Consider the following 22,720-nt stretch of genomic DNA (forward strand, 5'->3'; position numbering starts at 1 on the left):
ATTGAACACTAATCTCGATCGCTGAGCATGGCACGCCGAACCTCGACGCTTCATCGCATCTTTGTCACTGCACTGGCATGGGTCGTCGGTTTCCTCATCTTCTTCCCTGTGCTCTGGACCATCCTGACCAGCTTCAAGAGCGAACTCGACGCCTTCTCGCTGCCGCCGAAGTTCCTGTTCTTCCAGTGGACCACGGAAAACTATGCCGACGTGCAGGCGCGCTCCAACTACCTGCGCTTTGCCATGAATTCCGTGGCGCTGGCGCTGGGCTCGACGCTGGTTGCGCTGCTCTTTGCGGTTCCGGCCGCCTGGGCCATGGCTTTCCAGCCAACGAAGAAGACCAAGGACCTTCTGATGTGGATGCTGTCGACCAAGATGATGCCGCCAGTGGGAGCGTTGATCCCGGTTTATCTGCTGTTCCGCGATTTCGGGCTGCTGGATACGCGCGGCGGTCTTATTGTGATCCTTTTCCTGATGAACCTGCCCATCGTGGTCTGGATGCTCTACACCTATTTCAGGGAAATCCCGGTTGATATCCTGGAAGCAGCGCGCATGGATGGCGCGACGCTGTGGAAGGAGCTGGTGTTCGTGCTGGCCCCGATGGCGCTGCCCGGCATTGCCTCCACAATGCTGCTCAATGTCATCCTGGCCTGGAACGAGGCATTCTGGACACTGAACCTGACCACATCGAACGCGGCGCCCCTGACCCAGTTCATCGCCAGCTTTTCGGCGCCGCAAGGATTGTTCTGGGCCAAGCTGTCGGCGGCCTCGACAATGGCCATTGGCCCCATCCTTATCCTCGGCTGGTTTGCCCAGAAGCAGTTGGTCCGCGGCCTTACATTCGGAGCGGTGAAATGAAGGGGTCCATCCAACTGAGCGGCGTGGAGAAGGCCTTCGCCGAGGTGAAGGTCATCAAGGGTGTCGACCTTGCAATCAGGGGCGGTGAGTTCGTCGTTTTCGTGGGTCCATCGGGCTGTGGCAAGTCAACCTTGCTCCGGCTCATCGCAGGTCTCGAAGACACGACCGGTGGCAGCATCCGCATCGATGATGCGGATGTGACCGATCTGCCCGCGGCCAAACGCGGGCTCGCCATGGTGTTCCAGTCCTACGCGCTCTATCCGCACATGAGCGTGCGCAACAACATCGCCTTTGGTCTGAAGATGGCGAATGTGCCCAAGCCCGAGATTGCCGCCAAGGTGGAAAAGGCGGCGCGCACGCTGAACCTGACAGATTTTCTTGATCGCAAGCCTGCCCAGCTCTCCGGCGGGCAGCGTCAGCGCGTCGCCATAGGACGCGCCATCGTGCGTGAACCCAAGGCGTTCCTGTTCGATGAGCCGCTGTCCAACCTTGACGCCTCGCTGCGCGTGCAGATGCGGCTCGAGATCGCCCAACTCCACCAATCACTGAAATCGACGATGGTTTACGTTACCCACGACCAGGTGGAAGCCATGACGATGGCTGATCGCATCGTCGTGCTCGACAAGGGACAGGTGCAGCAGGTCGGCACGCCGCTTGAACTCTACAACCGGCCGGACAACCTGTTTGTCGCTGGCTTCATCGGTTCGCCGCGCATGAACCTCATCTGCGCTGGCGAGGCAAGCGGCCGTTATGGCGCGGCGACCATCGGCATCAGGCCGGAGCACATCACGCTCGATCAGGCAGGGCCGCATGCCGGCACGATCCGGCTGGCGGAACATCTGGGCTCAGACACGTTCCTGCATCTCGATGCTGGCGAGCTTGGTCCAGTGGTGGTGCGAGCCACTGGCGAATTCGCAGCAGAAGCGGGCGGTGTGGCGCGTTTCGCCTTCCCGCCTGAACGCATCCACCGCTTCGATTCAGCAGGGAAAGTCATGCGCACGTGAGGCTTGCCGGAAAGACTGCAATCATCACTGGCGGGGCGCGCGGCATCGGTCGGGCCATCGCCGAGGGATACGCCGCAGAAGGTGCGCGCGTCTGCATCGCGGACATCAATGGTGCGGATGCAAAGTCCACCGCCGCCGCGATTGGCTCGGGCGCATTCGCGCTGAGTCTGGATGTGACGAGCGCCGCATCCATCGCCGGGTGCGTCGCCGATATGGAGCGCATCGCCGGCGGCGTCGACATCCTGGTGAACAACGCCGCCATCTTCGACATGGGGCCGCTGACCGAAATCACCGAGGCAAGCTATGACCGCGTTTTCGCCGTCAACGTCAAAGGCGCGCTGTTCATGCTGCAGGCCGTGGCCAAGTCGATGGTCGCGGCCGGCAAGGGTGGCAAGATCATCAACATGGCATCGCAGGCCGGCCGACGGGGCGAGGCGTTGGTCGCGGTCTATTGCGCCTCGAAGGCGGCCGTCATCAGCCTTACGCAATCGGCCGGCCTCGCCCTTATCGGACACGGCATCAACGTCAACGGCATCTCGCCCGGCGTTGTCGACACGCCGATGTGGACCGAGGTTGACGCCATGTTCGCGCGGCACGAAAACCGTCCGCCCGGCGAGAAGAAGCGTCTCGTGGGCGAAGGCGTGCCTTTCGGCCGCATGGGCAAGCCCGAGGATCATGTGGGATGCGCCATCTTTCTCGCATCCGGTGAAAGTGACTATGTCGTGGCGCAGACATTCAATGTTGATGGCGGCCAATGGATGAGCTGATGAAGATGACCCGAACCGTGCCCCTGTCGCTGGCGACACTGGACCAATTGCCGATCGGCGTCGGCAAGCCGCATTATCGCCGCGACGCAATCACGCCCGGCATCGTGCATTTCGGCGTCGGGAATTTTCATCGCTCTCATCAGGCGGTGTATCTCGATGACCTGATGAACCGGGGCGAGGCTCGTAACTGGGGGGTCGTCGGCGCGGGTGTCACGCGGTTTGACGAGGCGATGCGACAGCGGCTGTCGGGCCAGGATTTCCTGACAACACTGGTCGAGCAGGATGCTCATGGCCGATCCGTCCGCATTGTCGGCAGCATGATCGATTTCATCGCGCCCGCCAACGTCACGGCCCTGCTGGCGCAGCTGGCCGATCCGCAGATCCGCATCGTGTCTCTGACCATCACGGAGGGCGGGTATTTCATCGACCCCGCGACAGGCGAATTCGACGCCAACCACCCGGATATCCTGGCTGACGCCAGGGAGATGTCCAGTCCGGAAACCGTCTTCGGCAGGATCGTGGCAGGCCTTGCGCTGCGCCGCGCCGCGGGGCTGCCCGCCTTCACGGTGATGAGTTGCGACAACATCCCCCACAATGGTGAGGTAACCCGCGATGCGGTCACGGGGCTTGCACGCCTGGTGGATTCGGCTCTGGCCGACTGGATCTCCGCGCATGTCCGCTTCCCCAATGGCATGGTCGACCGCATCACGCCGGCCACCACCGACGCGCAACGCAGCTGGCTGGTGAACAATTACGGCCTGCAGGACAGCGCGCCTGTGTTTTGCGAAACCTTCAGGCAGTGGGTTCTCGAGGACAAGTTTTCGAACGGTCGGCCAGCGCTGGAGAGCGCGGGCGCGACCTTCACGACCGATGTCACGCCCTTCGAGCTGATGAAGATACGCATCCTCAACGGCGGCCACGCGGCCATCGCCTATCCCGCTGGCCTGCTTGGCATCCATTTCGTGCACGATGCCATGAGCCACCCGCTGATCGCAGGTTTCCTGGCCAAGCTGACGCGTGATGAGATCATCCCGCAGGTGCCCCCGGTGCCTGGCACGCAGCTTGCCAGTTACCAAAGCCTGATTGCCGAGCGCTTCGCCAATCCGGAGGTCGGCGACACCATTCGCCGTCTTTGCCTCGACGGATCGAACCGGCAACCCAAATTCATAGTACCGACCATTGCCGACGCGCTGCGGAACGGCGGTCATGTCAGCGGTTTGGCGCTGCTGTCCGCGCTCTGGTGCCGCTACTGCCTTGGAAAGACGGAGAGCGGCGAGGTCATCGCCCCCAATGATCCAGGCTGGGAGCGCCTGACACGAACCGCCCATGCAGCGCAAGCCAACCCGGCAGAGTGGCTCGCCATGCGCGATATCTACGGAGCGGTCGGTGCCGATGAGGCATTTGCCGCGCACTTCGCCAAAGCACTCGGCGAAGTGCAGGCTGATGGCGTGGCCGCCGCGCTGTCGCGCTGGCTTGGGGCGTCCTGACCGGCCATGCATGTCATCGGCATCGATATCGGAACCTCAGCCGTCAAGGCAGTTCTGGTGGATGAAGGCCAGACAGTTGTTGCAACGGGGGAAGCGTCGCTGGAATGGCGTTCGCCCCATCCCGGCTGGTCCGAACAGGACCCGGAGGACTGGTGGATGGCCACGCTCCGGGCGCTGGCTGGCCTGAGATCTGATTGTGGCACGGCCTGGAGCGACGTGACGGCCATCGGCCTGTCAGGCCAGATGCATGGTGCCGTGACGCTTGATGCTGCCGGACAGGTGCTGCGCCCGGCGATCCTGTGGAATGACGGACGCAGCGCTGCGGAATGCCATGTGCTCGAGAGCGCGATGCCCGGCCTTGGCATGGTTGCAGGCGCGCCCGCCATGCCGGGGTTCACGGCCCCAAAACTGCTCTGGATGCAGCGCAATGAACCTGAGTTGTTCCGGCGCATAGCCCACGTGCTGCTACCCAAGGACTTCATTCGGCTGAAGCTGACCGGAAGCTATGCGACCGACCTCTCTGACGCTGCTGGCACCCTCTGGCTTGATCAGGCGGCCCGCGATTGGTCCGCCCAACTGATCGCGGCATCCAGCCTCGCGCCATCGCAAATGCCGCCTGTCCATGAGGGCATCGCCATCAGCGGCCGGCTGCTGCCCGGCGTCGCCGCACAACTCGGATTGCCGGACGGCGTCGCGGTAGCCGCTGGCGCGGGCGATGCAGCGGCGGGCGCTGTCGGCATCGGGGCGGTGGACGATGGTGATGCGTTTCTGTCGCTCGGAACATCGGCGCAGCTTTTCGTTGCGACCGCCAGCTATCGGCCTTGCCCGCAGAAGTTTCTGCATGCCTACTGCCACGCCGTTCCAGACCGTTGGTTCCAGATGGCGGCCATGCTCAACGGCGCCGTATGCTTGGCATGGATCGCGCAGCAATTGGGTGAGGGCGACATCCAGCTTCTGCTTGATCGGACTGAGGCGACCGCGCCGCGCCCCTCCGGCCTCGTGTTCTTGCCCTACCTCTCCGGAGAGCGCACTCCGCACAATGATCCACAGGCGCGGGGAGCCTTCATCGGCCTCGACCAGGCCACAACACCGTATTCCATGGTCCGCGCCGTCCTCGAAGGCGTCGCCTTTTCCTGTGTCGACGCGAGGGACTGCCTTTCGGGCGCAGGCACCGAGCTTTCCGCGCTCAGCGTCATCGGCGGCGGATCACAATCCACCTTCTGGATGACCATCATTGCCTCCGCGCTGAACATGCCGCTCATTCGCCACCACGGTGGCGAGAAAGGCCCGGCCTTCGGAGCAGCGCGCCTTGCCCGGCTGGCAATCACACAGGAGCCCGTCGCCCAGGTCTGCAGCAAACCGCCGATCCGCGACATGTTCGCGCCAGACTCCGAACTGGCCGGGCTCTACGCCGAGCGCCTGCCCCGTTTCCGCGACCTCTATGCCAGATTGAAGGGTGCTTTCTAGACGCGCGCCAGATCGTCCCGTCACAACAGCAGTGAGCATTGATTGTTCACAAAATCGGCGCCCGCTTTTGGGCGCAACGCTCTTAACCCGATTGTCAGTCTGCCATCGCGGTGCGACCAAGCTCGCTCAGAAATGGTGCAATATCTGCCGCCGTTGGCGGATCAGCGCCTTGCCGACGGCACGTATGCGAAGCTGCCCATATGGCGCGCCGGATGATCGTCGCAATCTCATCCTGGCTCATGCTTGAGATCAGGGCGCGCGACCTGCCACCATGTTCGAGCAATGCAGCGATCAGCTGGGCCTGGAAAGCGTCGCCTGCACCGACTGTGTCATTCACCTCAGTGACCGGAGCCGACATCGCAAACTCGCCGCTGCGGTGGAAGGCAACCGCCCCTTTCGGCCCACGCGTCAGAACCACGAGCGCCGGGCCCTGCAAGGCACATTCACGCGCGACATCGACGGGATCACGGTCGGGCCACAGCGCGGTCAGATCCTCGTCGCTGGCCTTGAGCGCACTGACGACAGGCAGGAGCGCTGCGACGCGCGCCTTCCAGACCGCCGTGCGCGGCTCCACCGTCAGGCGAACGTTCAGGTCATAGGTGACCAGGCGACCCTGTTCACGTTCAGCCAGTGCCTGGAAGCATGCGGATGTGACAGGTGCGACTGCCGCATAGGAGCCCAGATGCATGCCGACGACATCGGCGCCGAATGGCGACAAATTGTCAATCGACAGGCGTTCATCCTGGCCAGTCTGATAGAATGAATAACTCGGAGAGCCATCATCATTGAGACCGACCAAGCTGAGCGTGGTCAGCCCCGCGCTCTCCAGAAGAAAACGGGCCGATACGTTTTCGGTGGCCAGACGCGCGCGCAACGCTGTGCCAAGGACATCACGGGGGATGGCCGATAGGAGGCCGCAGCTCACATCCATGCGCCCCAGTCCAATCGCGACATTGAAGGGTGAGCCACCTGGAACCGCCCTCAGCACGACCTTGCCGCCCGGGTCCGGCTTTCCGTTTGCAAAAAGGTCGTAAAGGGCTTCTCCGCAGACAACGAACATTCAGCCACCTCCCCGTCGCGCAGATTTCATGTCCGGCATGTCTTGCTGGCAGACTGCCACATCTTCCCTTGCATTTGTCATCTTGCCGCCATCCATCGTTTGCCTGCGGGAAGGCCAGGCCACAAGTCGGCTTTCCTTGAAGACACCAAAACAACCTATGTCAATCGCCCCCCTGCCCTCGGCATCGTCACCCGCCAGGGCGCGCCACGCTGGAGTATAATGCCAACATAAACCTGGGCGCCCGTCGTCCATGTCTCCTGGCCCTTCCGCGAGGCGGTGAGCGCCTGCGCGGCCAGCTTCTGCTGGAGCGATCGGCCGCCGGCGCCGTGGCCGGTTCCTCGCCAGGGCGGAGCGGCAGCGCGGTTCCCATTGCTGACGGTTTCGGCTAGACAGCGCGCGCACGCTCGCATCGGAAACTCCATGAACGCTCCCGCTCCCAAGATTTCATTCGTCTCGCTCGGCTGCCCCAAGGCGCTGGTGGATTCGGAGCGGATCATCACGTCGCTGCGCTCGGAAGGCTATGAGCTGACGCGCACCCATGCCGGCGCCGATCTGGTGATCGTCAACACCTGCGGCTTCCTCGATTCAGCCAAGGCGGAGTCGCTCGACAACATCGGCCGCGCGCTCTCCGAGAATGGCAAGGTGATCGTCACCGGCTGCATGGGCGCGGAGCCGGAACAGATCACGGAGCGCTTTCCCAACGTGCTCGCCATCACCGGCCCCCAGGCTTACGAGAGCGTGCTGGGCGCCGTGCACGCGGCGCTGCCACCAGCCCATGATCCGTTCCTTGATCTGGTGCCCGCGCAAGGCGTGAAGCTAACGCCGCGCCATTATGCCTATCTCAAGATTTCAGAGGGCTGCAACAACCGGTGCAGCTTCTGCATCATCCCGAAGCTGCGGGGTGATCTGGTCTCGCGCCCGGCCGGCGAAGTGCTGCGCGAAGCCGAGAAACTCGTCGCCGCAGGCGTCAAGGAACTTCTGGTCATCTCGCAGGACACGAGCGCCTATGGCGTCGATCTGCGCTATGCGCCGAGCCTCTTCAAGGACCGCGAGGTCAGGGCCAGGTTCCTGGATCTGTCGCGGGAGCTTGGCCAGCTCGGCGCCTGGGTAAGGCTGCATTATGTCTACCCCTACCCCCATGTCGACGAGGTCATCCAGCTAATGAGCGACGGCCTGGTCCTGCCCTATCTCGACATTCCCTTCCAGCACGCCTCGCCCCATGTTCTCAAGGCCATGCGTCGGCCCGCTCACCAGGAAAAGACGCTCGAACGCATCCGCAAATGGCGCGAGATCTGCCCCGATCTCGGCATCCGCTCGACCTTCATTGTCGGCTTTCCCGGCGAGACTGACGAGGATTTCGAGTTTCTTCTCGCTTGGCTCAAGGAAGCGCGCCTTGAGCGGGTCGGGTGCTTCAAGTTTGAACCGGTGAAGGGCGCGGTGGCGAATGATCTGGGGCTCGCGCCGGTGCCGGATGCTGTGAAGGAACAGCGCTATCGCCGCTTCATGGAGGCGCAGCAGGTGATCTCGGCCCGTGTCCTCGCCTCGCGGGTCGGCCGGCGCCTCAAGGTCATCATCGACGAGGCAGGCCCCACCGTGGCCAAGGGCCGTTCGGTCTGGGACGCGCCGGAAATCGACGGCAATGTCTATGTCGGATCGCGCCGCCCCCTGCGCGTCGGCGACATCGTGACCGTCCGCGTCGAGCGCGCCGACGCCTATGACCTGCACGGGCAGGCCGTCTGAACGCTGGACGGCCGCGACGGCTCAGCCCCGGACGACATCAGGTCGCGCTCGACAGAATCCGTCGGGCGCGGCCTGATCTGGAAACCGCGCGCATGGTCGCGCTCACCACACGCGATGCGTCACTTGTCGGCGTCTTCATGCCCCTCGAACAGCGCGACCGGACTGCCCGGCATGATGGTCGAGATCGCGTGCTTGTAGACAAGCTGTGAATGCCCATCGCGCCGCAACAACACGCAGAAATTGTCGAACCAGGTGACAACCCCCTGAAGTTTGACCCCGTTCACCAGAAAGATCGTGACCGAAATCTTGTTTTTACGAACATAGTTGAGGAACGTGTCCTGTAGATTTTGAGCTCTTTCGGCCGCCATCGAAGTCTTCCTTTTTTGGGATCTCTTTTATATCGGCGCAGGCCTGATCCGATTGCCTGCGCCTCTTGCGTCACGTCCTCCTGACGCGGCGCGATGTCAATTTTGGGCAACTGCCGAACGAGCGCAAGCGAAAAGATCGCATGACATCCGGCTTCGCCTCGCTGCCCGCCTCCACAACCCACTGCGGCCGAACGCGCCGAAAGCAACACGGGGGCCCCAATCCAGCTGCCTTGCGCCGCTATTCGACGCCAAGCGACTTGAGCTTTCGGTGAAGCGCGGACCGTTCCATGCCGATGAACTCGGCCGTGCGCGAGATATTGCCGGAGAACCGGGCGATCTGCGCAACAAGATATTCCTTCTCGAAAATCTCGCGCGCCTCACGAAGCGGCAGGCTCATCAGCTTCTCGCCGCCGGAGCCAGTTGGCGTAGCGGGAACCAGCGCGCCAACTTCCGCCGGGAGCATTTCAGTCGTCACCTCGGACGAAGGATCGCCCTTGGTCAGGATCATCAGCCGTTCGACGTTGTTGCGAAGCTCGCGCACATTGCCCGGCCACTCATGGGATTGGAGCACGGCCATGGCGTCGCTCGCGATCGCGCGGCGCGGCAGCCCCGACGCGATCGAAAGCTGCTCCATGAAGAAGTCGATGAGTTCCGGCACGTCTTCCCGGCGCTCCGACAGGGCCGGAACCCTGATCGGCACGACGTTGAGGCGATGGAACAGCTCTTCCCGGAAGCGCCCGGCGGCGATCTCGGAGGCGATGTCCTTGCAGGTCGATGAGATGATGCGAACGTCCACATGCACGCGGGTGGTCCCCCCGACCCGCTGGAAGTTCTGGTCCACAAGAACCCTCAGGATGCGCCCTTGCGTCTCCTTGGGCATGTCGGCCACTTCATCGAGGTAGAGTGTGCCGCTATGGGCCTCTTCCAGCGCGCCGATGCGGCGCGGCTTGCCCGCCACAGCCTCGACCCCGAACAGTTCCTCTTCCATGGTCTCGGGCGTGATCGTGGCCGAATTGATGACGACGAAAGGTCCCGACTCACGGGTGGAGAGCGCGTGGAGCGTGCGCGCGGCCAGTTCCTTGCCCGTGCCGGGCGCACCGGAGATCATGACGCGTGCATTCGTCGGCGCCACGCGCTCCAGCGTCATGCGCAGCTGGTTGGCGGCGGTCGAGCGCCCGACGATTCGGCTGGCCTGAACGGTGCGTGTCTTGAGGTCCTTGACCTCGCGCTTCAGGCGCGAGGCCTCGAGCGCGCGGTCCGCGATGAGCACGAGCCGATCCGCCTTGAACGGCTTCTCGATGAAATCATAAGCGCCGCGCCGGATGGCCGACACGGCCGTTTCGATGTTGCCATGGCCCGAGATCATGACCACCGGCAGTTCGGGGTCGGATTCCTTGATGAGATCGAGCACCTGCAGCCCGTCAAGCCTGCTGCCCTGTAGCCAGATGTCGAGGAAGACCAGGTTGGGCCGGCGCGCCTGGATCGCCGCCAGCGCCTCATCCGCAGAACCGGCACGGCGCGCCGAATAGCCTTCATCCTCGAGGATGCCGGCCACCAGCTCGCGAATGTCTGTTTCGTCATCGACGACAAGGATATCTGCGGAGCTCATGGGTGCTGTGCCGTCTCATACCCGGCGCCATCCGGCTGGCCAGGCGGTTCTTGTGCAGTTTGAAAGGTTTCGGAAGAGTTGGTGGCCGGCAGCCAGAGGCGCACATGCGCGCCGCGCCCGCCATCCTCGCGGTCGAGAAGCTCGATCTGGCCGCCATGATCCTCGAAGATCTTGCCAACGATGGCGAGGCCAAGCCCGGTGCCGCCCTCTCGGGTGGTCATGTAGGGCTCAAGCAGGCGCTGCCGGTTCTCCACGGGAAATCCCTTGCCGGTGTCTGCCACATCGAGCAGCCAGTGTCCGCCCTGCCGCCGCAGCGCCACATCGATGCGGGCTGGCATGCCTTCTTCAGGCGGAACCGCATGGATCGCTTCGGCGGCGTTCTTCACCACATTGGTCAGCGCTTGCGAGACGAGCCGCCTGTCGAACACGGCCATGACCGGCTCGTCGACTCCGGCGCTCTCGATGACAAGGTCAGGATTGCCCACCCGCATCATGAAAACCACCTCGCGCACCATGGCCGCGATGTCGTCGCTGGTCGGCGACGGCTTGGGCATCCGCGCGAAGGAGGCGAACTCATCGACCATGCGGCGGATGTCCTCCACCTGCCGGATGATGGTGTCGGTGCACTGGTCCAGCACATGCCGGTCCTCGACGATGGTCTTGCCGAACTTGCGGCGGATGCGCTCGGCCGAGAGCTGGATCGGCGTCAGCGGATTCTTGATCTCGTGAGCGATTCGCCGGGCGACATCGGCCCAGGCCGACGTGCGCTGCGCGGCCACGAGGTCGGTGATGTCATCCAGCGTCACCACGAGGCCCAGTTGCCCCTCCCCCTCCCGCGAGACGCGCACGTTGAGCGTCCGCTCGCGGCCATGGCGCATCATCACCACCTGCGAGTTGACCGTGCGCTGGCGCATCTGCCGTGCCTCGCGGATGGCGTCACTCAATTCCGGCGCAAGCACGCTGAGCGGCTTGCCGATGCCGGCGCCATCCACGCCCAGCAGCCCGTCTGCCGAGCGGTTGAGCAGCGTCACGCAGTCCTCGTGGTCCAACCCGATCACCCCGGCCGAGACGCCGGCAAGCACAGTCTCGGTGAAGCGGCGGCGGCGGTCGAGAACCTCGCTTGCCGCCACAAGCCCGTCCCGCTGCCGGCGCAGTTCGGCAGTCATCTTGTTGAAGGTCTCGCCCAGATGGGCGAGGTCGCCTTCCGTGCGCTTGACCGGAACCTGCACATAGAAATTGCCTGTCGCGACCTGATCGGTCGCGTGGATCAGGCGCCGGATCGGAGCGACCAGCCGGTCTGCGAAGCGCAGGCCGAACCACACCGCCGAGAGCAGCACCGTGAGGGCAATCAGGAAGTACATCGAGCCGAAGGCGATCTGCACGCCCTGCCGGCGCGCATCGATGGCGAGATATTCCGCCGCCGCGTTGCGGGCCTCGGCCGGGAACTCCACGGCGAGCGGATCCACCTGACGCGCGATCAGCAGAAAGGTGTCTGGAAACTCCGGCATCTTCATCAGCGCGCTGAACACGCGCGATTCGCCCATGGCCGAGCAGATCGGATCTTCCGTGGCTCGCGCCTCCTCGAACGCCTCGTCAACCAGCGGCGGCGGGTCGGGAATGACGTTGAGCCGCGCCCGCGTGACGATCTCGTAGGGCTGCCTGACGAGGAACACGATCGGCAGGCCGAGCGCCCTCGCCCGAACCGTCAGAAAGCCGTCGAACCAGTTGCGGTCCGTTTCGAAAAGGGGCCGCACCGCCCCGAGGTCTTCCGCCATCAGCCGGATCTCGCGGCCCAGATTGGTGCATTGGCTTGCCGTGTAGGTGTCTGCCACATCGACGGACTTGAAGATGATCTGACGCATCCGCCCGGAGAACCAGGGCTCCAACCCCTTCTCCAGGGTAATGGTGGCGATCACCGCGACCAGCATGGCCGGCAATGCCGCCACCAGCCCGAACAGCAGGATGATGCGCACATGCAGCCCCGCCGCCGCCGCGCCCCGGTTGCGCGCGCGCACCAACATGAATGCCTGCCACAGCACCAGGATGAGCAGCGCCAGGATGATCGACGCGTTCACCATGAACAGCGTCACCACCACCGAATGCACCGGCACGATCCGGGTGGAGCCGGAGATGACCATGAAGGTGGCGAGCGCAGAGCTGAGGGCGAGCGTCACAAGCGCCACGCCCACCCAGGTGGCCGTGCGACTGCCCCTTGTCTCGGGCTGGCCCTGATCGCGAGATTGCGTAGTTGCCAACAAACAAAACTGCCAATTCTGCGCTTCGGCGCGCCTGTGCCGAACACCGGCGCGTCCAGTGATGCATCCCCGCAACGGTGTTGTCAAAATATGACAGTATTGCGACCGCGATCCTGCGGCGCTCGGAAATCGGCTTCGTCAGGATGCGCTCATCGGGTCGAGCGGATCACCTGCATGTCGAGTTCCCGAAGCTTCTTGCGCAAAGTGTTGCGGTTGAGGCCCAGCAGCTCGGCGGCCCTGATCTGGTTGCCGCGCGTGGCAGCCAGCGCGGCTGCGATCAGCGGCGCCTCCACCTCACGCAGCACCCTGTGATAAAGGCCCGGCGGCGGCAGGTTCTCGCCATAGCCGCCGAAATAGATGGCCATGTGCCGTTCCACCGCCCCGGCGATCGAATCGGGCCGCTCCCCGCCCGCGCTGGTCTGCGGCGCGGCGGTCGGCACAAGCTCGGCATCGATGATGGGCGCCGTGATCGTCTCCTGCGGATACAGGGCAGCGAGGCGACGCACGAGGTTCTCAAGCTCGCGCACATTGCCTGGCCAGCGGTGCCGCTTGAGCAGGTCCATCGCTTCCGAATCAAGCTGCTTGCGGCTCAGCCCCTCCTTCTCCACCACTGTGAAGAAGTGGCGCACCAGATCGGGAATGTCCTCAACACGCTCGCGCAGGGGCGGCAGCCGGATCGGCACAACGTTGAGCCGGAAGAACAGATCTTCACGGAACAGGCCCTGCTGGATGGAAATCCTCAGGTCCTTGTTGGTGGCGGCGATGATGCGCACATTGGTCTTGATCGGCGTGCGCCCGCCGACCGTAGTGTATTCGCCCTGCTGGAGCACGCGCAGCAGCCGCGTCTGGGCCTCCATCGGCATGTCACCGATCTCGTCGAGGAAGAGCGTGCCTCCCTCCGCCTGTTCGAAACGGCCAGCGCTGCGCTGAAGCGCGCCCGTGAATGCGCCCTTTTCATGGCCGAACAGCTCGGATTCGATCAGGTCGCGCGGTATCGCGGCCATGTTCACGGCCACGAACGGGCCGGACCGGCGCTTGCCGTAATCATGCAGCGCGCGCGCCACCAGCTCCTTGCCGGTGCCCGATTCCCCGTTGATCATCACGGTCAGGTCGATCGGCATCAGGCGCGCCAGCGCGCGGTAGATTTCCTGCATCGCAGCAGAGCGGCCCACCAGCGGGATTTCCTCGGCTTCCGCGCCCTGCACCCCGCAGGTCTCGCCGCGCGGCCGCGACAATGCACGCCCCACGATCGCCACCAGCTCCTTAAGATCGAAGGGCTTGGGCAGGTATTCGTAAGCGCCGCGCTCGGAAGCGCGGATCGCGGTCATGAAGGTGTTCTGGGCGCTCATGACGATGATCGGCACATCGGGGCGCACGCGCTTGATGCGCGGCAGCATGTCGAAGGCGTTGCCGTCAGGCATCACGACATCGGTGATGATGAGATCACCGAGCCCCTGCGCCGCCCAGGTCCATAAGGTTGCGGCCTGCCCGGTGGACCGCACCTCGTAGCCGGCCCGGGACAGCGCCTGGTTGAGCACTGTCCGGATCGCCGCGTCGTCATCTGCAACAATGATGCTGCCATTCGGCATCGATCTGTCCTGTCATGCGTCGACCGCCGCGCCGGTCTCCATAGGGGGAGTTCACACACGCTCCGCGCGGGACATCATCAGCCGTGCCTGCCATCGTGCGAGCGATGGATCGGCAGCAGCACGCGGAAGCTCGTGCGTCTGGGAATGGACTCGCATTCGATGATTCCACCGTGGTTGCCGATGATCTTGGCAACAAGTGCAAGACCGAGGCCACTTCCGTGCGCCTTGGTGGTGACAAAGGGATCGAACAGATGCGGCAGGATATCGGGCGGCACACCGGCCCCGTTGTCGCGCACGCAGATCTCAAGCGGCAGCGCCACGCGCTCGGAATGCCCTGGCCGCTGCATCCGAATGCCAGGACGGAACGCCGTCGAGATCACGATCTCCCCGTCTGGCGCATCCAGATCGATCGCCTCTGCCGCATTTTTAATCAGATTGAGGAAAACTTGGACAAGTTGATCCCTCACTGCGTGCGCGGGCGGCAGCGAGGGGTCATAGGCTTCGACCACGCGCAGGTGCCTTGCGAAGCCGGAGACCGCCAGGCAGCGGACATGATCGAGCACGTCGTGGATGTTGACCGAGCCGCGCTCGCCGGGCCGGTCGTCGCCGAACATCTCCACCCGCTCGACCAGCTTCACGATGCGGTCGGTCTCGTCGCAGATGAGGCGCGTCAGCACGCGGTCCTCGTCAGGCACCGATGTCTCCAGAAGCTGCGCGGCGCCGCGGATGCCCGAAAGCGGGTTCTTGATCTCGTGCGCCAGCATGGCGCCGAGCGCCGTCATGGAGCGGGCAGCGCCGCGATGGGTGAGTTGCCGGTCCATCTTCTCCGCGATTGTCCGCTCCTGAAGCATGATGACGATGTGGCCGGCCGGCTCGCGCAGCGGCGACGCAAACACATCCACCACCTTGTCCTTGCCAAGACGGGGCGAGCTGACATCGATCCGATACTCGCTCACGCTGGCTGCTCGCCGTCGGACCTCCCCGATGAGCGTCAGCACCGGTGAGCCGAAGGGAAACAGCTCGGCCAGCTTCATGCGCCGCAGCATCAGCAGACTGGACTGGAAGAAATCCTCAGCCGCGTTGTTGGCGCCGCCCACGAGCCCCTCGGCGTCGACGACGATGATCGGAATCGGCAGGACCCCGAACACCCGATCCGGGAAGGCCCCCGCTTCAGACGTCCCGACTGCCCCCGCCGCCATCTCGCTACTCCACCCCTCAAGCTGCACGCGCACCCACCTCCCCCGGCCGGAAAGCCTCCTGCATCAGGCTCGTGACCCGGCCGGCGTCCCCCTCGGTGCAGATGGCCGGCTTCAGCGCCAAAGCGCGCGCCGCCCCATGCATGAAGGCATCATCCAGCGAAGCCGCCAGATGCTTGCGGGCATGGCGGACGCCGGCCGGGCCCATCATCGCAACCAGCGCCTCGAAATGCTCCAGCGCCGCGGCCAGCTTCACCGCAAGCTCAGGCTCGTCCGGCGCCTGCCCGCTGCGGAGTTCGTGCGCGATGAGGCCCGGCAGCCACGGCCTCCCAAGCGCAGCACGCCCGATCATCACCGCATCGGCGCCCGACTGCGCCAGACAGGCCCGTGCATCGGCTGCGCTGCGGATGTCGCCATTGGCGACAAGCGGGACCGCAGGAACGGCCGCTCGCACGGCGCTGATCGCTGCCCAGTCAGCCTCGCCCTTGTAGAATTGCTGGCGCGTGCGCCCGTGCACGGTGATGACCCGGGCGCCGGCGTCAACGGCACGGCGAGCCAGTTCTGGCGCGTTGCGGCTGGCTTCATCCCAGCCCAGGCGCATCTTCACCGTCACGGGAAGACGTGTCGCCGCAACAGTGGCCTCTACCAGCTTCACCGCGTGATCGAGGTTGCGCATCAAGGCTGAGCCGGCCCAGCCGCCGGTGACCCGCTTTGCTGGGCAGCCCATGTTGATGTCGACCACGTCCGCTCCGGAGGCTTCCGCGAGGCGCGCGGCTTCGGCAAGCCAGTTGGCGTCGCAGCCCGCAAGCTGCACGATATGCGGGGTCACGCCTTCGCCCTCTGCGCGCAGCCGTGTCTCCTCATGGCCGCGCACGAACTCATCCGAGGCCACCATCTCCGATACGACGAAGCTGGCGCCGTGGCGCATGGCGATGCGGCGCAGCGCGCAGTCGGTGATCCCCGACATCGGCGCCAGCGCCACCTTCGGACCCGGCTGATGGTCAACGAAGGCCTCAGGCCAATTGCCTATTTTTTCATCGTTTTGCATTCTGCCTTGCATTTAATCATTATTGTGCGCTGCGGTAAAGCCGATTCACAAGACCGGGGGAAGGCCGCACCCGCGCTGGTGACAGCCGCCCCCCCTAGCGACTAGACAGAAGGGGCGCCAGCGATGGCGACGGCAGCCTGCCCTCCGAAGGATGCAACGCCTTGACAGAGCCACACCCTCCCCGATGCATGGCGCTGATCGTCGCCGCCGGGCGCGGGCTGCGCGCTGGTGGGGGGGTGCCCAAGCAGTACCGCGACCTTGGCGGCTGCATGGTCCTCACGCGCACGTTGCGGGCGATGGCCGGGCATGACGCCGTCGCTCGCGTCACGGTGGCGATCCATCTTGATGATGCCGCGCATTATCAGAGGGCGGTTTCGGCGCTGGAGCCCGCGCTGCGCGCCAAGCTTGCCCCCCCGGTCCATGGCGGCGCCACGCGGGCCGAAACCGTGCGACGCGCGCTGGCTACCTTCAGCGATGCCGATGAGGACGCGCTGGTGCTGATCCATGACGGCGCAAGGCCTTTCCTCAGCCCTGCCTTGATCGATCGCGCCGTCGCGGCAGCGGCGAACCACCACGCGGCCGTGCCTGTGTTGTCCGTCACGGACACGGTGAAGCAGGTGACAAAGGCCGGGCTCATCGCCGGCACGCTGGACCGCGATCGGCTGCGCACCATCCAGACACCGCAGGCCTTCAGGCTCTGCACTATCCGGCAGGCCCATGACGCCTCGGCTCAGGCCGGCCTTTCCGACTTCACGGATGATGGAGCGGTGATTGAATGGGCCGGCCTTCCTCTTGCCAGCTTTGCGGGCGATCCGGCGAACATCAAACTCACCCATGCGGAGGATTTCATGCTGGCGGAAGCTCGCCTCAATGCAGAAGCGCCGCTCATCACCCGCGTCGCCACTGGCTACGACGTCCATGCCTTCGGCCCTGGCGATCACGTCTGGCTGGGGGGCGTGAAGCTGCCGCATGATCGCGGCGTGGTGGCGCATTCGGATGGAGACGTCGCCTTGCACGCGCTGTGCGACGCCATTTTCGGCGTGATCGGGGATGGCGATATCGGCGTTCACTTCCCGCCCAGCGATGAGCGCTGGCGCGGCGCCCCCTCGGAGCAGTTTCTGGCCTTCGCCTGCGCGCGCCTACGGGCGCGCGGGGGCGTCATCGATCACCTTGATGTCAGCATCGTCTGTGAGCGGCCAAAAATCGGTCCGCATCGCCTGGCCATGGTCGAGCGCATTGCCAGGATCGCTGGCATTCCGTCCGAATGCGTGGGCCTCAAGGCAACGACATCGGAAAGGCTTGGGTTCACTGGCCGCTCCGAGGGTTTGGCCGCGCTGGCCACGGTCACGGCCCGGCTGCCGGCTGCGCCCGACCAAAGGGATGCGGGCCATGGATGATCTCGACGTCGCAGCCCGGCGGGTGCTTGATCTGTGCGCCGCGCGAGGCTGGATGGCAGCGACGGCGGAGAGTTGCACGGGCGGGATGGTGGCAGCAGCCCTCACCGCCATCGCCGGATCATCCGCAGTCGTCGACCGGGGCTTCGTCACGTATTCGAACGAGGCCAAGACAGAGATGCTGGGCGTGCCAGCCGACCTCATCGCATCGGAGGGGGCCGTCAGCCGGGCCGTTGCGGCGGCCATGGCGAGGGGCGCGCTGGAGCGTTCGCGCGCCCACGTGGCGGTCTCGATCACGGGCATCGCGGGCCCCGGCGGAGGCAGCGGGCGCAAGCCTGTCGGCCTCGTGCACTTCGCATGCGCCGCGCGGGATGGCCGCCTGATCGAGGCGGAACGCCGCTACGGCGCGATCGGCCGCGAGGCTGTTCGCCGCGCCGCGGCCATCGAGGCGCTCGGCCTCATGGCCGAGATTGCAGGTTCTCGTTGAACTTCAGCCAGGCGGCCTTGAGGATGTTCGGGAAATCATCCGTCCAGGGCCTGGCCACGAACCAAAGGCGCGTGCTGCCGCCGAGCTGCGGCAGCACGATCTTGGTGAAAACAGGCTGGATCGAGAACAGCAGGAAGGCCGGGAGAGCAACCACGATCGTGAAAACCGGAGATCAGAAGGCAGCAGGGCTGTCTTAACTCCCCGTTGTCGGCCCCGTCACAGCCCTGGCCGGGCCATACACAGCATCCGCCCGCGCCTCGAAAGCTTCGGAGAACATGCGGAAGATCCTGTCGAAAACCGCGCCCGCGACGAGTTGCAGCATCCGGCTGCGGAACTCGTAGATGATGTAGAATTCGACCGCGCAGCCATTGGGCCCCTTGGTCGTATCCGGCGTGAAGCTCCAGCGATTATCGAGGAAGGAAAACGGGCCGTCGATATACTCGGCGACGATGCGCAGTCGCTCCGGGTCGAGCTTGACACGGCTCGTGAAGCTCTCGTTGATGGCCTTGTAGCCGACGCTCATCGCCGCCACCACGATCTCCTGCCCATCCTCTTCTTTGGTGCGGCGGCGTACGCTGAGGCTTTTGCAGAAAGGCAGGAATTCCGGGTAGCGCTCAACATCCGCGACAAGCGCGAACATGCGTTCAGGCGGATGGGCGACATGGCGCACGGTACGGAACGATGGCATTCAGGCGGCTTTCGCTCCGGCTTCGCCGGGCAGGGATTGAAGAAACGCACGCGCCTCGCTGCGGCTTTTCAGATGCGCGAGCCTTGCGGTCTTGCCGTAGCGCTCAAGCGCCGCGACGATCACGGGCCGCTGCTTCTGGCGGAAAAGCCAGACATATTTCACAAAGGGCCAATCATAGCGCTCGATGCAGCCGGGCGCCATGTCCGGCCGCTGCTTGCCCCAGTGGCGCAAGGGCCGCCACAGGATGCCGCGCAGGCATGTGATCACGGGCATGTCGAGGAACACGATCATATCCGCCCTCGGCATGCGGATGTCGAAGGTCGAGCTGTAATTGCCTTCCATAACCCAGGCGTCGCGCGCGACCAGCCCCTTCACCGTCTCCCGCCAGACTTCGCGGCGCGGCTCGCCCCAGCCAGGCAGCCAGTATTCATGATCCAGATGGATGAGCGGCAGCCCGTACCGCCCGGCGAGCGCGCGGCCCAGGGTTGACTTGCCCGCACCCGAGCAGCCGATCACGAGGATGCGCTGCGGCGGCACCGGCCTCAGCGCCCACCGGCCTTCGCGGCGCGCGCCGCGCGCAGCCTGGCGAAGTCCTCGCCGGCATGATGCGAGGACCTCGTCAGCGGCGTGGCGGAGACCATCAGAAAGCCCTTCACAAAGGCGACCGTCTCGTAGCCCTTGAACTCGTCGGGCGGAACGAAGCGGATGACCGCATGATGCTTGCGGCTGGGCGCAAGATACTGCCCGATCGTGATGAAATCGACGCTTGCCGAGCGCAGATCGTCCATGAGTTGCAGCACTTCGTTGCGCTCTTCGCCAAGCCCCACCATGATTCCTGACTTGGTGAAGATGGTCGGATCAAGCTCCTTCACCCGTTGCAGCAGGCGGATAGAGTGGAAATAGCGCGCGCCCGGCCTGACTGTGAGATACTTCGACGGCACGGTCTCGAGGTTGTGGTTGAACACATCGGGCCGCGCGGCCACGACGATCTCGATCGCCCCTTCCTTGCGCAGGAAGTCGGGTGTCAGGATCTCGATCGTCGTCTTTGGTGAAAGGGCGCGAATGGCATTGATGACGTCGGCGAAATGCTGCGCGCCGCCATCATCGAGGTCGTCGCGGTCCACCGAGGTGATGACGACATGTTCGAGGCCGAGCTTGGCCACCGCTTCGGCCACCTTGGCCGGTTCCCCCGCATCGACAGGACCCGGCACGCCGGTCTTGACGTTGCAGAAGGCGCAGGCGCGCGTGCAGGTGTCCCCCAGGATCATGAAGGTCGCGTGCTTCTTCTCCCAGCACTCGCCGATGTTCGGGCAACCAGCCTCCTCGCACACCGTGACGAGCTTGTTGGCCTTCACGATGGCATGGGTCTCGGCCCATTTGGGCGAGCCGGGAGCCTTGACGCGGATCCAGTCCGGCTTAGGCAGCACCGGGTTGTCCACGCGGCGCTGCTTTTCGGGATGGCGCGGCTGTTCCTTCGGCGCGTCAGCCTTGCGCGGATCGGCTTTCAGGAGGTCGAGGACAACGGGCATCGGCATTCCCATGAATTGATGCGCATATAGGGGCAGCGCGGGCCAAGCGCAAAATGGCGGAAAGGCGCAGGCGTTGACACATCACCCGCCGGCCATCAGGGACGAAGCCAGTGGGTTACGCACTCGGCTGCGCCGCCCGTCATGGCGTTCCGATCAGGCGTTCAGGACCTTCCCATAAGCGTCGAGCACGCTTTCCTTCATCATCTCGCTCAGCGTGGGATGCGGGAAGACCGTGTGCATCAGCTCTTCCTCGGTCGTCTCCAGCCCCATGGCGACCACGAAGCCCTGGATCAGCTCGGTGACTTCCGCGCCGACCATGTGGGCGCCGAGCAGCTTGCCGGTCCTGGCGTCGAAGATCGTCTTGATCATCCCGAAGTCTTCGCCAAGCGCGATGGCCTTGCCGTTCGCCGCGAAGGAGAAGCGGCCGACCTTCAGCTCATGGCCGGCAGCTTTCGCCTTGGCCTCCGTCAGGCCGACGCTGGCGACCTGGGGGTGGCAATAGGTGCAGCCGGGGATCTTGTCCTTCTCGATGCCGTGCACCTTGAGCCCTGCGATCGTCTCGACGCAGATCACGCCCTCATGCTCGGCCTTGTGCGCCAGCATGGGCGGGCCGGCGACATCGCCGATTGCCCAGATTCCCGGCACGTTGGTGCGGCCATGCCCATCGACGCCCACCACGCCGCGATCCATCTTCACGCCAAGCGCTTCCAGCCCGAGATGCTCGCTGTTGCAGACGACGCCAACCGCCGAAATCAGTCGGTCCGCCGTCATTTCGCTCGTCTTGCCGTCCACCTCGATTGTGGCGGTGATGCTGTCCGAACCCTTCACGACCTTTGCGACCTTGGCCCCGGTCATGAACCTGATGCCGGCCTTCTCCAGCGCCTTGCGGGCCATGGCCGAGATTTCGACATCCTCCTGCGGCAGGATCTGGGGCAGCAGCTCGACCACGGTCACATCCACGCCCATGGCGTTGTAGAAGGAAGCGAACTCGACGCCGATCGCGCCCGAACCCATCACCAGCAGCGATTTCGGCATGGCCGGCGGCACCATCGCCTCGTAATAGGTCCAGATCAGCTTGCCATCCGCCTCGATGCCCGGCAGGGAGCGGGGCCGCGCGCCGGTGGCGATGATGACGTTCTTGGCGGTGTAGACCCCCTCGCCCTTCACCCCCTTCGGGATCGGCGGCTGCGGCTGGAAGGCAGGCTTCATCACCTTGCCGACCGTGACCTCGCCGGGCCTGGTGACCTTCGCTTCTCCCCAGATGACATCGATCTTGTTCTTCTTCATCAGGAAACCGACGCCGCCATTGAGGCGAAGCGACACCCCGCGCGAGCGCTCCACCACGGCCTTCACGTCGGGCGTGATGGTGCCGTCGAGGGTCAGGCCATAGGCCTTGGCATGCTGGCCGTAGTGCAGGATCTCGGCCGAGCGCAGCAGCGCCTTGGTGGGGATGCAGCCCCAGTTCAGGCAGATGCCGCCCAGATGCTCGCGCTCGATGATCGCTGTCTTGAGCCCGAGCTGGCTGGCGCGGATCGCGGCGACATAGCCGCCAGGGCCGGAGCCGATGATGATCAGGTCATAGGCGGACATGGAGTGATCCTTTCAATTCCGTCGTCACCGCGAGGCGCGAAGCTGAGCAACCCGGCCCGGTGGTTTGCGGCAATGCCGGAGTTGTGGCCGACGGCGCGGTGGATTGCTTCGCTCTGCTCGTAATGGACCGCGCTCCCATCACAAAAGGCCCAGATGCTGCGCCCAGGCCGCCAGCGCGATGGCCATGACGCCAAACGCGACATGCGCGCCAAAGCGACGGTTGAAGGCGGCAATGGAGCGGTCTCCCTCCCCGCCCGCATGGCCGAGCGCCATGGACGAGCCGATGGTGGGCAGCATGAAGGCCGATAGCGCAACGCCGCCCATGATGCCGAACACGATGAGGCCGAAACCCCACAGATAGCCCGACGTCACCAGCGCCAGCAGCATCAGCGCTGCGGCGCCGCCCAACGAGAACCAGCCGCTCATAGGCCCCAGCGCAGGCGATGCGTGAAGCCTTGCCGGGTCGATCTGCTTGTCCAGCGCGCTGGCGCCCATTTCCCTGAGCGCCACGCGCAGAAGCTGCGATCGCAGGATGAACAGCGACAGGCCAAGGAGGATGAGGAAGGTGGTCATGATGCCGCCAG

General features: G+C 64.7%; 21 protein-coding genes. 8 read left to right on the top strand and 13 right to left on the bottom strand.

The window, feature by feature from the left end; translation table 11 throughout:
- Positions 1 to 27 precede the first annotated feature (27 nt).
- The 5 genes from HEQ16_11555 to xylB are packed head-to-tail and all read left to right on the top strand — an operon-like array spanning position 28 to position 5,583.
- Positions 28 to 858, top strand: coding sequence for a carbohydrate ABC transporter permease (locus HEQ16_11555; GenBank protein ID MCO4054661.1), 831 nt, complete (start codon positions 28 to 30; stop codon positions 856 to 858).
- The gene (locus HEQ16_11560; GenBank protein MCO4054662.1) at positions 855 to 1,862 is read left to right on the top strand and encodes an ABC transporter ATP-binding protein; all 1,008 of its coding nucleotides are present in this window, start codon (positions 855 to 857) and stop codon (positions 1,860 to 1,862) included. The genes HEQ16_11555 and HEQ16_11560 overlap by 4 nt, the downstream gene beginning before the upstream one ends.
- Positions 1,859 to 2,629, top strand: coding sequence for an L-iditol 2-dehydrogenase (locus HEQ16_11565; GenBank protein ID MCO4054663.1), 771 nt, complete (start codon positions 1,859 to 1,861; stop codon positions 2,627 to 2,629). Before HEQ16_11560 ends, HEQ16_11565 begins: the two co-directional genes overlap by 4 nt.
- A 5-nt stretch (positions 2,630 to 2,634) precedes the next feature.
- Positions 2,635 to 4,116 (top strand): mannitol dehydrogenase family protein, encoded by a 1,482-nt coding sequence (locus HEQ16_11570; protein ID MCO4054664.1) that lies wholly within the window; start codon positions 2,635 to 2,637, stop codon positions 4,114 to 4,116.
- Between the two features lie 6 nt (positions 4,117 to 4,122).
- Entirely contained in the window at positions 4,123 to 5,583 is a 1,461-nt protein-coding gene (gene xylB, locus HEQ16_11575) for a xylulokinase (protein ID MCO4054665.1), read from the top strand.
- 94 nt (positions 5,584 to 5,677) lie between these two features.
- Here xylB and HEQ16_11580 read toward each other — a convergent pair whose 3' ends face one another.
- Positions 5,678 to 6,643 (bottom strand): carbohydrate kinase, encoded by a 966-nt coding sequence (locus HEQ16_11580; GenBank protein MCO4054666.1) that lies wholly within the window; start codon positions 6,641 to 6,643, stop codon positions 5,678 to 5,680.
- A gap of 420 nt (positions 6,644 to 7,063) precedes the next feature.
- On the opposite strand from HEQ16_11580, the gene rimO reads away from it, so the two are divergent.
- The gene (gene rimO / locus HEQ16_11585) at positions 7,064 to 8,383 is read left to right on the top strand and encodes a 30S ribosomal protein S12 methylthiotransferase RimO (GenBank protein MCO4054667.1); all 1,320 of its coding nucleotides are present in this window, start codon (positions 7,064 to 7,066) and stop codon (positions 8,381 to 8,383) included.
- A 119-nt stretch (positions 8,384 to 8,502) separates the two neighbouring features.
- On the opposite strand, the gene hfq is transcribed toward rimO, so the two are convergent.
- The 6 genes from hfq to dusB all read right to left on the bottom strand — a co-directional run bounded on the left by hfq (position 8,503) and on the right by dusB (position 16,460).
- Entirely contained in the window at positions 8,503 to 8,751 is a 249-nt protein-coding gene (gene hfq / locus HEQ16_11590) for an RNA chaperone Hfq (protein MCO4054668.1), read from the bottom strand.
- 238 nt (positions 8,752 to 8,989) lie between these two features.
- Entirely contained in the window at positions 8,990 to 10,360 is a 1,371-nt protein-coding gene (locus HEQ16_11595; protein MCO4054669.1) for a sigma-54-dependent Fis family transcriptional regulator, read from the bottom strand.
- Positions 10,357 to 12,549: a PAS domain-containing sensor histidine kinase gene (locus HEQ16_11600; protein ID MCO4054670.1), complete on the bottom strand. Its 2,193-nt coding sequence runs from the start codon at positions 12,547 to 12,549 to the stop codon at positions 10,357 to 10,359. The genes HEQ16_11595 and HEQ16_11600 overlap by 4 nt, the downstream gene beginning before the upstream one ends.
- A gap of 215 nt (positions 12,550 to 12,764) precedes the next feature.
- Complete coding sequence (gene ntrC, locus HEQ16_11605; GenBank protein MCO4054671.1) at positions 12,765 to 14,204, bottom strand: nitrogen regulation protein NR(I); 1,440 nt, start codon at positions 14,202 to 14,204, stop codon at positions 12,765 to 12,767.
- 77 nt (positions 14,205 to 14,281) lie between these two features.
- Positions 14,282 to 15,403, bottom strand: coding sequence for a PAS domain-containing protein (locus HEQ16_11610; protein MCO4054672.1), 1,122 nt, complete (start codon positions 15,401 to 15,403; stop codon positions 14,282 to 14,284).
- A gap of 16 nt (positions 15,404 to 15,419) precedes the next feature.
- Positions 15,420 to 16,460, bottom strand: coding sequence for a tRNA dihydrouridine synthase DusB (gene dusB, locus HEQ16_11615; GenBank protein MCO4054673.1), 1,041 nt, complete (start codon positions 16,458 to 16,460; stop codon positions 15,420 to 15,422).
- A 176-nt stretch (positions 16,461 to 16,636) separates the two neighbouring features.
- Here dusB and ispD point away from each other — a divergent pair, with 176 nt between their 5' ends.
- Positions 16,637 to 17,845 (top strand): 2-C-methyl-D-erythritol 4-phosphate cytidylyltransferase, encoded by a 1,209-nt coding sequence (gene ispD, locus HEQ16_11620; protein MCO4054674.1) that lies wholly within the window; start codon positions 16,637 to 16,639, stop codon positions 17,843 to 17,845.
- A complete protein-coding gene (locus HEQ16_11625; GenBank protein MCO4054675.1) occupies positions 17,838 to 18,329 on the top strand; it encodes a CinA family protein in 492 nt (163 codons plus the stop codon). The genes ispD and HEQ16_11625 overlap by 8 nt, the downstream gene beginning before the upstream one ends.
- Here the strand turns inward: HEQ16_11625 and HEQ16_11630 are convergent.
- From HEQ16_11630 to HEQ16_11655, 6 genes are all read right to left on the bottom strand, one after another.
- A complete protein-coding gene (locus tag HEQ16_11630) occupies positions 18,301 to 18,483 on the bottom strand; it encodes a hypothetical protein (protein ID MCO4054676.1) in 183 nt (60 codons plus the stop codon). The two genes, HEQ16_11625 and HEQ16_11630, sit on opposite strands and share 29 nt — an antisense overlap.
- A gap of 39 nt (positions 18,484 to 18,522) precedes the next feature.
- Positions 18,523 to 19,017, bottom strand: coding sequence for a type II toxin-antitoxin system RatA family toxin (locus HEQ16_11635; GenBank protein MCO4054677.1), 495 nt, complete (start codon positions 19,015 to 19,017; stop codon positions 18,523 to 18,525).
- Complete coding sequence (locus HEQ16_11640) at positions 19,018 to 19,554, bottom strand: AAA family ATPase (GenBank protein ID MCO4054678.1); 537 nt, start codon at positions 19,552 to 19,554, stop codon at positions 19,018 to 19,020.
- 5 nt (positions 19,555 to 19,559) lie between these two features.
- Positions 19,560 to 20,546 carry a lipoyl synthase gene (gene lipA, locus HEQ16_11645; protein MCO4054679.1) on the bottom strand — a complete coding sequence of 329 codons (987 nt, stop codon included), beginning with the start codon at positions 20,544 to 20,546 and terminating at the stop codon, positions 19,560 to 19,562.
- Between the two features lie 153 nt (positions 20,547 to 20,699).
- Positions 20,700 to 22,136, bottom strand: a complete 1,437-nt coding sequence (gene lpdA / locus HEQ16_11650; GenBank protein ID MCO4054680.1) for a dihydrolipoyl dehydrogenase — start codon at positions 22,134 to 22,136, stop codon at positions 20,700 to 20,702.
- 138 nt (positions 22,137 to 22,274) lie between these two features.
- Entirely contained in the window at positions 22,275 to 22,709 is a 435-nt protein-coding gene (locus HEQ16_11655) for a hypothetical protein (protein ID MCO4054681.1), read from the bottom strand.
- Positions 22,710 to 22,720 lie beyond the last annotated feature (11 nt).

This window comes from Bosea sp. (in: a-proteobacteria) (genome assembly GCA_023910605.1).
GTDB lineage: Bacteria > Pseudomonadota > Alphaproteobacteria > Rhizobiales > Beijerinckiaceae > Allobosea.